12 protein-coding genes are annotated in these 11,632 nt (G+C 41.4%); 5 read left to right on the forward strand and 7 right to left on the reverse strand.

Annotated elements, in window-relative coordinates:
* Positions 1-140: 140 nt before the first annotated feature.
* Positions 141-3,281: a T9SS type A sorting domain-containing protein gene (locus BUA53_RS13045; RefSeq protein WP_072835831.1), complete on the forward strand. Its 3,141-nt coding sequence runs from the start codon at positions 141-143 to the stop codon at positions 3,279-3,281.
* A gap of 61 nt (positions 3,282-3,342) precedes the next feature.
* Here the strand turns inward: BUA53_RS13045 and BUA53_RS21665 are convergent, their stop codons facing one another.
* Positions 3,343-3,471 carry a hypothetical protein gene (locus BUA53_RS21665; protein ID WP_262494401.1) on the reverse strand — a complete coding sequence of 43 codons (129 nt, stop codon included), beginning with the start codon at positions 3,469-3,471 and terminating at the stop codon, positions 3,343-3,345.
* A 226-nt stretch (positions 3,472-3,697) separates the two neighbouring features.
* On the opposite strand from BUA53_RS21665, the gene BUA53_RS13050 reads away from it, so the two are divergent.
* On the forward strand, positions 3,698-3,976 hold the full coding sequence (locus BUA53_RS13050; protein ID WP_072835832.1) for a hypothetical protein: 279 nt from the start codon (positions 3,698-3,700) through the stop codon (positions 3,974-3,976).
* Between the two features lie 346 nt (positions 3,977-4,322).
* On the opposite strand, the gene BUA53_RS13055 is transcribed toward BUA53_RS13050, so the two are convergent.
* From BUA53_RS13055 to BUA53_RS13070, 4 genes are all read right to left on the reverse strand, one after another.
* The gene (locus BUA53_RS13055) at positions 4,323-4,925 is read right to left on the reverse strand and encodes a hypothetical protein (RefSeq protein ID WP_072835833.1); all 603 of its coding nucleotides are present in this window, start codon (positions 4,923-4,925) and stop codon (positions 4,323-4,325) included.
* 638 nt (positions 4,926-5,563) lie between these two features.
* The gene (locus BUA53_RS13060) at positions 5,564-6,466 is read right to left on the reverse strand and encodes an SRPBCC family protein (protein ID WP_072835834.1); all 903 of its coding nucleotides are present in this window, start codon (positions 6,464-6,466) and stop codon (positions 5,564-5,566) included.
* Positions 6,467-6,538: 72 nt separating this feature from the next.
* Entirely contained in the window at positions 6,539-7,366 is an 828-nt protein-coding gene (locus BUA53_RS13065) for a helix-turn-helix domain-containing protein (RefSeq protein WP_084080061.1), read from the reverse strand.
* Between the two features lie 169 nt (positions 7,367-7,535).
* Complete coding sequence (locus BUA53_RS13070) at positions 7,536-8,069, reverse strand: DinB family protein (RefSeq protein ID WP_245793118.1); 534 nt, start codon at positions 8,067-8,069, stop codon at positions 7,536-7,538.
* 164 nt (positions 8,070-8,233) lie between these two features.
* On the opposite strand from BUA53_RS13070, the gene BUA53_RS13075 reads away from it, so the two are divergent.
* A complete protein-coding gene (locus tag BUA53_RS13075) occupies positions 8,234-8,797 on the forward strand; it encodes a cupin domain-containing protein (protein WP_072835837.1) in 564 nt (187 codons plus the stop codon).
* Positions 8,798-8,809: 12 nt separating this feature from the next.
* On the opposite strand, the gene BUA53_RS13080 is transcribed toward BUA53_RS13075, so the two are convergent.
* Together BUA53_RS13080 and BUA53_RS13085 are read right to left on the reverse strand one after the other, a co-directional pair.
* A complete protein-coding gene (locus BUA53_RS13080) occupies positions 8,810-9,211 on the reverse strand; it encodes a winged helix-turn-helix transcriptional regulator (RefSeq protein ID WP_072835838.1) in 402 nt (133 codons plus the stop codon).
* A 245-nt stretch (positions 9,212-9,456) separates the two neighbouring features.
* Complete coding sequence (locus BUA53_RS13085; protein ID WP_072835839.1) at positions 9,457-10,116, reverse strand: hypothetical protein; 660 nt, start codon at positions 10,114-10,116, stop codon at positions 9,457-9,459.
* Between the two features lie 165 nt (positions 10,117-10,281).
* Here BUA53_RS13085 and BUA53_RS13090 point away from each other — a divergent pair, with 165 nt between their 5' ends.
* A complete protein-coding gene (locus BUA53_RS13090; protein WP_072835840.1) occupies positions 10,282-10,890 on the forward strand; it encodes an RNA polymerase sigma factor in 609 nt (202 codons plus the stop codon).
* Positions 10,883-11,626, forward strand: a complete 744-nt coding sequence (locus BUA53_RS13095) for a tetratricopeptide repeat protein (protein WP_072835841.1) — start codon at positions 10,883-10,885, stop codon at positions 11,624-11,626. Before BUA53_RS13090 ends, BUA53_RS13095 begins: the two co-directional genes overlap by 8 nt.
* Positions 11,627-11,632 lie beyond the last annotated feature (6 nt).

Here is an 11,632-nt window from a genome sequence, read left to right on the forward strand (position 1 = left end):
TGTTGCCGGTCATCGGTTGAATCATATGTATGGCGGAACTTTCAATTCCGTATGCTATACCAAACTATATACAAAGCTTATACTTCCATTCCTGGTTAACCGGAGCTTGATCATTTATTATATCAATCAAAATTAACGTCATGAAAAAAATAGTAATGGTGCTTATCCTGACGGCATTATTCAAAACTATCTTTAGCCAAGCCGGCAACCTGGATCCTTCATTTGGTAATCATGGCATCGTCAGAACAGATTTCGGAAGCAGGGAGATCATGTATGACAACCAATGCCAGCAAATACTGCTTTCACCGGATGGGTCGTTTTACCTGGTCTTTGCAATGAACAAGCAAACGCTCATAACCCATCGCCTTACAAATGGTGCTTTAGATTCCGCCTATGGAGAGGGTGGCTATTCAGTTCCCGTATTTATCCGGGAGCCTAAAGCTGTAATGCAGGCAGATGGAAAGATCATTATTGGTGGTACCACGCAAACTTCTGATAAAAAGGATTTTGCCCTGGCCCGGTTCAATACCGACGGCACCCTTGACAATAGCTTTTCAGGTGACGGCTCAGTAACGATGGATTTTTCTTCCACTGACGATTCCTTTTTTGGAATGGCACTACAGCCTAATGGTAAGATCGTAATGGTGGGCAGCACCTATGATAATGTCAGGGACAGGATAGCTCTTGCGCGTTTCAATTCCGATGGTACTGCTGATAACAGCTTTTCGGGTGATGGTAAACTGCAGACCAACCTCATAGGTGCGGCAGGTGCTAATGGAGTAGCCATACAGCCTGATGGTAAGATCGTGATAGCAGGTTATTTCAGCCAGTCAGGCGTGATCCGTATGGCCCTGGCCCGGTACCTGCCCGATGGCAATATGGATCTGTCTTTTGGACTCAATGGATTCCAGTTTATTGTTAATGGATGGAACAGCGTAGCCAAGGCCATAGTCATACAGCCTGATGGTAAGATCATAGCTGGAGGATTCACCCTTAATAACGTCAACGTTATGCAATTTATGCTGGTCAGGCTGAATACAGATGGTTCCCTGGATCCTACTTTTTCTGGTGATGGCATACAGATCAGCCAAATGACGGATAATGATGACCTGGTCAATGCCATGGCCTTGCAAACAGATGGAAAGATCGTGGTAGCAGGTGCTGCCAGGACCTATGCGTACCAGGATTTTATTGTGGCAAGGTATACTGCCGATGGTAACCTCGATAACAGCTTTTCTAGTGATGGCTTTGACATACCCGGCGTGAATGAATACCAATCCACAGCCGGCGCTTCAGCTTCCTCCCTGGTTATTCTGCCGTCCGGTAAGATCATGATCGCAGGTACTTATCGTTATTCAATGGGCATTGCGGTTGCTGGCTACCATGCAGACGGTACGCTGAATAATAGTTTTGGAGTAGCCGGCATTCTAAAAGATTTTAAACATTCCAGCAGGACTGTTTATGAGGCTTCTGCCGTGCAGCCGGACGGAAAGATCATTACGGCAGGTGTCACCCAGATGTCTCCTGAAGCACTGGATTTCATTGTGATCAGGTACAATAAGAATGGTAGTTATGACATGAGTTTTTCAGGTGATGGAGTAGTCATGCCCAAGTTTGGAATGGGTGGAGCAGAAGCAAAAGCCATTGCGATACAGCCAGACGGCAAGATCGTAGTGGCCGGCTATTTTTGGAATGGCAGCACTGGCAAATTTGATATGGCGGTGATCCGCCTCAATCCGGATGGTAGCCCGGATAATAGTTTTTCCGGTGATGGCCAACTGTTAATGAAAATACGGGATTATACTATTGCAACAGATTTAGTTATCCAGCCCGATGGAAAAATAGTTGTTGGCGGATACACTGCATCAACTAACGGTGGCATTGATATGGCACTGGTGCGGTATAACAGTGATGGTACATTGGATAATACTTTTTCCGGTGATGGCATGTTGACGGTAGATTTCGGATCAGATGATGATAGGGTGGTTAGCTTGCTTTTACAACCTGATGGGAAATTGATGGTTGTAGGAGAAGCGCAAACAGGTAAAATTGTCCTGGCGCGGTTTAATCCCGATGGTTCACCTGACCTCTCCTTTGACGGAGATGGAATGGTAATAACCGGGGACGGCACATTTTCAAATGCAGCAACAGATGGCTTACTGCAGCCTGATGGGAAGATAGTAGTGGTAGGGATAAAAGATAATCATTTCTGGATAGAGCGTTTTAACAGCAATGGGTCTGTGGATAATAGTTTTTCAGAAGATGGAAACCTGGAAATTAATTTTAACCTCGGTAATGAACAGGCAACGTCGATCGTGTTGCAGCCCGATGGGAAATTGATCATTGGCGGCTATGCCAAAGGGTGGCCTTTAACAGATATGGCGCTGGCGCGGGTGAATACAGACGGGAGCCTGGATAATAGCTTTTCTACCGATGGTAAAGCGGTCATAGAATTGGGATGGGGTATAGATGAAATTCACAGTCTTTCCATACAGGGCAATCGTTTATATGCAGCCGGAAAAACCACTTATGGAGGTGAATTAGGTATGCTCGCTGCCATCCAGTTGGGATGTGATCTGACTGTTAATATTCCAGGTGCCATTACAATGAAAAGAGGCGTGGACTCCAATACGGTTTACCAGGGTTATGCACCTGCAGGAGCCATCACCTTAAAAGCCCAGTCAACAGGTGGGGCTGAACCTTATACTTATCTATGGAGCAATGGAGCAGTGACAACATCGGTTACCGTATCACCCACTATGGCAACAACCTATTCTGTTACAGTGACTGATGCTTCGGGTTGTAGCCAAACCATGAGCAAATTGATAAACGTGGTGGATGTACGTTGTGGCAATAAAATGGATAAGGTATTGGTCTGCCAGGTACCTCCGGGAAGGCCTTCCAATGCCCATACCATTTGTGTGGGTGCCAATGCGGTGGCGGCACATTTAAATAATGGCTCAAGGTTAGGCAATTGTAGCCATGATGCTTCCATAACAAAACGTAATGCTTCAGATGAACAAATGGAAGAAAATGCGGTTGGCATCCAGGTATATCCAAATCCAACTCATTCAAGCTTTACGCTTTTGTACACTGCAGTAAACAGATCATTGACTGATCTGGTGGTGTATGATGTTTCAGGCAGGGTTGTGGAGAAAAGGAATATCACTCCAGGTAAGCCTCTTGAATTAGGAGCTGCGTACCGGCCGGGAATTTATTATGTGCAATTAACACAGGGCGAAGTAAAGACCTGGACCAAAATTGTCAAACAAGCATGGTGAGTGAATAGTAATTCGTATGCCTCTTTAATAAGCCATTCACCTAATATGGGTGGGTGGCTTTTTAATTCCAACTGAATTTGGAGGCTTTATACCTTGGACCCTGGTAGCTGGCACCGGGACATCCCTGTTTGGAGGTGCTACATCCGGCCAGGATGAGGATGAACAGCAGTAAGAGTAGTTTAGGTTTCATGATTTCCATTGTTAAGTAGTACGGAGGACTAAATTAATATTTGGAATTGGTAAATGGAAATGCCATTCATTTTGTTGACTTTATAACCATTGATCATGGAAGTTTGCTGTACAAATGCCTGGGTAACGACTATGTACATACTTTTACAACTTTAAAAACATTGTATAATTGAGAAAAATATGCCATACTTGTATATTTAACTAAGATTGACTAGCCTATAAACCTCATGAAAACTATACGTATAATTTTAATTATTCTTGGTTACATCTTCCTATTCTTCCAATTGGCAGGTTTTTTTCAATTATTAGTTGTGGAAGGAAATGAACGTAAGGAATTATTTGATAAACAGCTTCCCGATCAAATAGCATTCTTCTTTGGCTATTGCTTTTTGTTTTACCTGTCTATAGCTTGTTTCGTGTTGGCTAATAAGTTGAAGAAGAAAATCAAAAAGAAAGCTGATTTTGATATGGTTGATGGATTGGGTGTTGATGGAAATATTTCCTGAGCAAAGGGAAAAAATTAATTGAATCATAATAAAACATTTTGCCTTTTTGGAAACCAATCTACAGGTGAACTTAAATCTGCAATATTTCGGATCCGGACAATAATTGGTTACTTTAGAACATCAACTGTCAAACCTGGCATTTATTTGTTCGATGTTGTTTTTTTAATACGACCAGGAAAAGTATAGAAGCGGATAGGAGCGCGGAAGAACTACTGTTATAAACGGTAGCCAATAAGAAAGTTCCTGCATGAAAGCTTTCCATTCAATTATGCTTACTTAAAATGTCAGAATACCACAGTTTTCTTTCTTTAAAACTGTAACCATACTATTACCTGTTACTTCATTTTCAGGCAACATGCTGTAGTAAAAACAAAGGCACCTGGTAATCATCAGGAAACGTTCCTTCAAAACTTACCTTCCAGTCATAATCATCCATATGAAGTGCTAAGAATTCATTGTCTTCTTGCTGCAGGGGGGCTGTAACTATGAGCTCCAGCTTATTCTTTGATTTCTTTACCTTTTCTTCCTTTGGTTCATTGAGCCTTTCAGCCAGTTCCTGTTCAAAGGAAGCAAGCAATACATCAAACTGCTCCCTTGTAAGAGAGATCCGCTTTTCTTGCTCCAGGAAGGTATAAATGGCATTGAAAACATCTGCTTTTGACATGTCATGCTTCAGGCAGACTATGGCTATGGTTCTTACCTGTTTAAACAAATGCCTGAACCTTCTTTTTTGAGGCACAAAGCGGTAGATAATGGAACACATGATATTGCCCTCACCAAAGCGCCTGGCACTCTTCCTGCTTCCTTCAAAGGCAGGATCTTCCCGAAAGCGTTTTGCATCCACACCTGGAATCAGCCTTGCCAGGTAACCCCAGGCAATTGTTTTATAAAAGTTCAGGTTACCATCAACTGTTCCCTTAGCCTTCACTGATCCTTTTTGCTTTGCCATATAGAATTGATTTTATGGCTGCAAGTTTGAAAAAAGTATAAGTACATCAAAGCCCAGGTGCCGGAATTGCCGCTTTTTGCCGCTTTTTGCCGGAAAAGGGTCTAAAAGGGTCATGGGAAAGATTGATGGGGGGGTATAAGGAATAACCCGTTGACAGGTTGGCAAGTTAACAAGGTGATAAACAGCCTTTACCGGTTATTGATCAGTCACATGCTTAAACTCGGGTTATTAGGTTTGGCGTTTATAGCCATGGTGTGAACAGGAAGATTCACCTTCTGCAAAGAGCCTGGCTTCCTTCTTAGATAAAGGCAGTCAACAGCATAGTAACCAGCTATTTACGATATAGATACTGCGTGGTGGTCACGCAGTATCTATGCTTCTGGAAGGGCGTTGATAGGGAGCTTCTATGGAGCTGCTGTACTTAAGGTACTTACTTAAATTGAAAGGAGATAGGGCATTGTTAAACGCCCAATGGAACTCTTTAACAGGCAAACGAGGCCACGTTAATCTGTAACTAAAATTAGCAATGCCTATTGCACCATAAGCACCTTGAAAGATCCCGGCTTCATTTTAGGTGGGGCTCCGACAACAAAACCAGGGGAGGGTAGCTAAATGATCTGTTTAGCCAGGTCAGCGCTTTATTTCAATTGCCCTTTGCCTGTTGTTAATAGTTGTAGTAAACTACCCTGAAAATAATGGGTCCAACCCTTAATACAATTTTCATAACATTCAACTTCAGGAATTAAGCCCAGATGTTTGAAATTTATCCGGGATGAATGCCCCTTTTCTTCAATTTCAAAAATTACCTCAGTGTCTGTCCATTCAGTTTTGTTAGTTTGAAAATGCAAGTAGCAGTCGGTAACATGCCATATAATTTTCCTATCATTACATTCTGTGATCTTGAATTTTACCCAGGTATCATTGGGTCGATAAATAAATTCATCGTTTAGTTTTCCGGTTTCTCCTTCAATATTTCCCCACCATTCATTTACCTTACAAATTCCTTCAAATGCTTCTTTGGCTGAAATGTTTGCTGAAATACTACTATGGAAACTTGCATTCGCTTTTGCAGCCTGATTTCTAATTTCTGCTGCTTTGGCCATATCTATTGATGGTTTACCTGTGCTGATGAGGTGAAGCAACCAATTTCCGACAACAAGGTCCCAGCCTTTTACACACATCGCACAACATTCCTTATCCGGAGTAAGTCCTTCATGTGTGAAGCGAAGTTCAGTTTTGTCGTCTTTTGGGTTTACCTCGAAAATCATTTTTGTATTTGTCCATTCCTGCTTATTGGATTTAATCCAGTTTAGATTGCTATCGATAACAAGCCAAACAACCTTTTTATTGGGAACCACTTCAATCAATCTTTGTTTGGAATAATGTGCATTAGGGTGGTTAATGGTAAACTCATCATTTAATTTTGTGCTGTTACCTTCAAAGTCCTTACTCCACCAGTTTGTCACGTCACTGATTGCATCAAAAACTTCCTGTGAAGATTTTGCAACTTCAACCGTTATGGCATAATCTCTATTCTCCATTTTCCTGTTTATTTTAAATTGATTGTAAAACAAGGCAAAATGATACATGTAAAATTGTAAAAATCGGAAGTACTATGCCTTGTAATAGCTTTCACCAAAGCTGTTTATTTGTTTTTCAAACTTTGTGGGTACTGATCCGGTAAAGCGTTTAAAGTCTTTTATGAAATGTGACTGGTCATAATACAGTTCGTAAAAATCATTTTTTAGGAAAGATTTTTCCTTTCCGTTTACGATAGCCTGGTAGTAATGCTTGAAGCGAATAACAGAAGATAAATTTTTGGGGCTTACACCTAATTTTTCTTTGAATTTTATATTGAGCCAGCGGGTACTGTAACCCGTTTTCTTTTCCAATTCCTTTATTGTAATTTTTCCTTTTGAGGAATTTATTTTTTCTACACAATATTCAAAAATTAAATCTTCATCCTTCCGGTAAAGTTGATCGATCAAAAATTGTTGTACCAAAAACATTTTTTGCTTTGCAGATGCGGCGTTGGCAATTTGTTCAGTTAGTTGCTTTCCTCTATTACCTAACAAATCATCTAAAGAATAAATTTGATTTTTGATTTCGTTCAAATTAAAATGAAAGAAACGATACACGCCTTGCGGCCGAAATTCAATACCAATGGTTTCCGTTTCCACATCTTTTTCTGTGTCTAAGATTACAGGCACATCAACTAAACCGGTCAATGTAATGTCGTGTTCTTTTGACGAAAACGTTTTTCCTTTCATTGACGCAACAATTCCGTTTTTGTATGAAATGGTAAGCTTGAGGTTTCCGTTCGGCACAACCAATTTCAAATCTTCCATGGGCATTCGTCCGCTGGTTTTGAACAGCCACATTTTTTCAATGTAGTTTTTGAGTAGAAAATGAGGCTCAATATGCTGAAACTGTATTTGCATTTTCACTAACTAATATAGTATTTCTATCCCGGACTAGTCTCCTGCAAGTGACACGCGTGATTCTAAAACCTTTTGGCCTTGAATAAAAATATACTTCTCATTAAAAATCCACTAATGGGCCCTTGCACCCCCGGCCGCAACAAATAATTACAATATTTTTTTTGGCATTTCAAGTTTCAATGGCGACCTCAATGCGGTGTTTCTGTCGAAGGTGGTGCCGCATGTGCATTTCAGCGAATTCAAGCCATTCCCTTGCATTGAAATAGCCAAGTCCCGGGTGCTTTGTTTTTCCATAATCGCTGCTTTCCGAAACCTTTTCCCATAATGAGGTTAAGCTGGCCTTCAGTTGTTCCATTTGTTCCACCAGGTCAGCTTTGTTGGTTGGTTGCGGTATGGTTCGATTGGCAAGCAGATCAACTTCAATCTTTTCATCAGGAAATCCATTGTTTGAAAATAACAGGGCTGCAAATTCCGTCTTCTTTTCTGATTGGTTTTCTTTATGAGAGAGGCAAATCCCGGCCTGTTCCATATAAAAGTTGGTGTCATTAAGGATATGCAAATAAACCTGTCCAAGGGACCAGTTATCCGAGTCAGGTTGAGTTTGCAGCACAGATACATCATATTTCTGTAAAGCAATGATCCAAATGTCAACTGTATTTTCCAGTTCAGTTAGCGTCATATGGATCAAATCTTGTTTCGTCAAAACTAGAAATCTTTTATGGAAAACTGTGCTCTACCATGTTAGCCTAATGTGCAGATAATAAACCTTACACATCAAGTATTTAGAGCAACTTACCTATTGGTAAGACCCAGGTGTTTTGAAACAGTAAGCTTGTAGGTTTGCTCAGAAACCAAACATTACTAGTTATGCCAACCAGAAAAGCATTTTTAAATACATTGGGAGTAATGACGGGCATGTCCATTGTTCCTAACGCATTTGCCAATATCAAAAATGAAGCAGCGCAATTGATACCTATGCTTGCCAGCAGGACGAAAGAAAACTCTTATTGGTATATAGGTCATTTTATGTCAGTACTCCTGTCTTCAAAAGAAACGGCAGGTGAGTACGCCTTGCTTCGTGCCACTGAACGCAGAGGCCTTGAACCCCCGCCTCACACCCATACCAAAGAAGACGAAGCCTTTTTAATACTGGATGGCGAAGTGGTATACACTGTTGGCCATCAAAGTTTCCAGGCAAAACAAGGAGATGTTATGTTTTTGCCTAAAAATATTCAGCATTCATTTAAAATACAGTCTGAAAAACTGGAAACATTGATTTTACTTACGCCTGGAGGGCTGGAGAATTATTTTATTGAAATGAGCAAACCTGCTGAAGAATTGCAGCTTCCGCCGCTTCCTCAAGGGCCGCCTGATATTCAAAAGCTGGTTGCAACAGCTTCAAAATATGGAGTTGTGTTTCCAAAGCTGTAAGTAAAAAAACGATTAGTCTCTCTGAGCTATTCCATCTTCTATAGCTTCAATGGCAGGCAACGGTGTCATGCTCATTTCTTTACTGACTTGTTCATCTTGTAAGTTTAAATAACCCCATTCCACTATTGAATTGATGATAGGGATTAAACTCCTCCCTATGGGTGATAATGCATATTCGGATTTAGAGTTTTGATATTCAAAAGTGTTACGGGTAATAATTTTTTTCTCAAGAAAAAAGTCCAGTTCCTGTGTAAGTATTTTATCTGATAAGCCCGGAAGTTTGCTTTTTATTTCACTAAAGCCCAGGGGTTGATTACTTAAATTCCACAGGATACCCATTTGCCACTTACCTGCAATAAATTGCCTGGCATACTGAACCGGGCAGCCTGTATATAACTCATCATTATTACTCATAATGTCAAATTAGACTACTTTAAATTCTCATCAAAGAACTTTCTGAATTTCGGTTTCGGAATTTATAATTTTCTATTAGCCTGTAAACGATCCTCAGCTTTTGCTATGGTGATATTCTAAGATTTCTCAGCTTGGAAATTAGCCGATTAGGTGATCAGGGCCGGTGCTACTATGCACCCAATCGATAAACCCTATACAATAAAAAAACAGCCTCACGGCTGTTTTTGGTTTTCATAGGAAATTGCTCAATGATGGTGGTGTACCTCTACCTCCGTTTCGTGGTGTTTTTGAAAGTTAGCAAGGATATCATTGAAAAGATTCTGATTGGAACTGGATGATATCACGATGGTCCCGTTGGTTTGCGTGGCATTTGCAAAATCATCCGCGGAGAGCCCGAACGTTAACTGTGAAAGGTTCATCGTATTCAGGGCCACATCTGCTCCGCCTAAGGTAACCTGCGATTGCTCGGATTTGATCTCGAGCGTATTGTCTACTCTTAATACTACCGGCACGCCATTCACGCTGCCCTGCAGTTGTAATGCGGGCTCATTGCCATTGGGTGCCGCAACAATTTTAAACTCCACTTCGTCAAACGTACCTGTTGGCAGGTTGATGGTGCCAATGGTGGACAATGTTCCAAACAGGTCCACATGCTTTTGTACATTGGATTTGAATTCTGTCTCCTGGCCGTTTTGCCTGGCTTCAAATTTGATCAAATTGGCATTGACAAAACCCGCCTCCCAGGTGATGGTGGCAGAGGTGCGTTCCACAACGGAACTGGGGTTGGTAGCTCTTAATTGAAAGTCCAGCCCAGCATTGCTGATGCTAACACTGTCAACATTCTTTTTGCAGCTGAATAAGCCAACTGTTACTATGGCTGATAAGATGATTGCTCTTGTTTTCATACAAATTGTTTTATGGTTTAATGATTATGAGTCATCGCAGATCATTGAAATGTAACCATGTCAGTCAAAAATTTATTATTACGGGGTATTTTCGTTCGGAAAGCGATGTTTTTATAAAATGTTCCCATTTCAAGGTTACATTTCAAACCTGCATATAAACTAATAATGGATAGCCGGACAGGATCTTATAGTGACGCCGAGTTGTTAAGCAATTTGTTGAATAATGAATCAGTTGATAATTCCATAAGGTTCTTATACAGGCAGCATTTTGAATTCCTGTCTACTTATGTGCTCAATAACAGCGGTGATATACAGGATGCGGAGGATATCTTCCAGGAGGTGATTGTGTCCTTTATTAACCTGGTCAAAGCGGGCAAGTTCAGGGGTGAGTCTTCCATAAAAACCTTCCTGTATTCTATCAACCGCAACCTCTGGCTGAATGAACTGAAAAAAAGAGGCAGGGCACAATTGCGGGAGCTGAGATATGAGCAGGTAAAAGAGGAGCAGGATTTATCATCCAGCCTGGCGATCGAGAGCAGGGAAGCTTCAGTAAGATTGATGGCAACTCTCAATCAACTGGGCGAGACCTGTAAAAAGATATTGGTGCTCTTTTATTTCGAGAACTTGCCTATGAAGGAGATACTGGGTGCCCTGCACTACGAGAACGAACAGGTAGTTCGCAATAAAAAATACAAGTGCTTAAAGGCGCTGGAGGAAATGATACGGAGCGATAAAACCCTTTATGAACAATTAAAACAGTTTGTCAATGGATGAATCTTTACATAACAACCAAACCATCATCAATTACCTGGATGGGCTGATGAACCCGGAAGAACAAGCTGCGTTTGAAAAGCAAATGACGCAGGATCCTGCCTTGAAAGAACAGGTGGAGTCGCTGCGGGTAGCAGTGGAAGCAGTAAGGCAATCCGCAACAAGAGAAAGGGTAAGCACCATCCACCAGGAAATGATGAAGGAATTGAAAACGCAGCAGTCACCAGCCAAAGTAACTGGCATCAGCAGGGTGCTACGCTATACCATCGGGGCGGCTGCGGCGGTATTGATTCTTTTCATCGGTATACAAACCTTCAGGTACCTAAGTAATACGCCAGGCAAATTATATAATGAGACCTTTGTAGATTATTCCTTGTCCTCTGTACGCGGAGCAGGTGACAATGCCAGTCTGGTAGAGAATGATTACAGGACCCAGGCTTACAATGATGTAATTAAAGATGCCAGCAAAGCAGGCCTTTCGCAAAAGGATAGCTTCCTGGTTGCAATATCTTATCTCAAGACTGGCAACCTGCCTACGGCGATAACCTGGCTGGAACAGGTGAATGCCAGCAGTCCTTTTGCAAAGGATGCCCAGTTTTATTTGTCCCTGGCTTATTTGAAAAATAAGAACTATTCCGAAGCACTGGGCATGATGCGAATCATCCGTAATGATGCCAATCATCCCTACCACGAAAACATTTCTGGGGAGTTGGTGGAGAAGGTCAGGAAACTTCAATAATGCCTT

This window comes from Flavisolibacter ginsengisoli DSM 18119, from assembly GCF_900129295.1.
In the GTDB taxonomy this organism is placed as follows: Bacteria; Bacteroidota; Bacteroidia; order Chitinophagales; family Chitinophagaceae; genus Flavisolibacter; species Flavisolibacter ginsengisoli.

Coding starts and splice junctions, on each gene's coding strand:
- BUA53_RS13045 (WP_072835831.1), top strand. CDS start 141: ATGAAAAAAATAGTAATGGTGCTTATCCTGACGGCATTATTCAAAACT.
- BUA53_RS21665 (WP_262494401.1), bottom strand. CDS start 3,471: ATGAAACCTAAACTACTCTTACTGCTGTTCATCCTCATCCTGGCCGGA.
- BUA53_RS13050 (WP_072835832.1), top strand. CDS start 3,698: ATGAAAACTATACGTATAATTTTAATTATTCTTGGTTACATCTTCCTA.
- BUA53_RS13055 (WP_072835833.1), bottom strand. CDS start 4,925: ATGGCAAAGCAAAAAGGATCAGTGAAGGCTAAGGGAACAGTTGATGGT.
- BUA53_RS13060 (WP_072835834.1), bottom strand. CDS start 6,466: ATGGAGAATAGAGATTATGCCATAACGGTTGAAGTTGCAAAATCTTCA.
- BUA53_RS13065 (WP_084080061.1), bottom strand. CDS start 7,366: ATGCAAATACAGTTTCAGCATATTGAGCCTCATTTTCTACTCAAAAAC.
- BUA53_RS13075 (WP_072835837.1), top strand. CDS start 8,234: ATGCCAACCAGAAAAGCATTTTTAAATACATTGGGAGTAATGACGGGC.
- BUA53_RS13080 (WP_072835838.1), bottom strand. CDS start 9,211: ATGAGTAATAATGATGAGTTATATACAGGCTGCCCGGTTCAGTATGCC.
- BUA53_RS13085 (WP_072835839.1), bottom strand. CDS start 10,116: ATGAAAACAAGAGCAATCATCTTATCAGCCATAGTAACAGTTGGCTTA.
- BUA53_RS13090 (WP_072835840.1), top strand. CDS start 10,282: ATGGATAGCCGGACAGGATCTTATAGTGACGCCGAGTTGTTAAGCAAT.
- BUA53_RS13095 (WP_072835841.1), top strand. CDS start 10,883: ATGGATGAATCTTTACATAACAACCAAACCATCATCAATTACCTGGAT.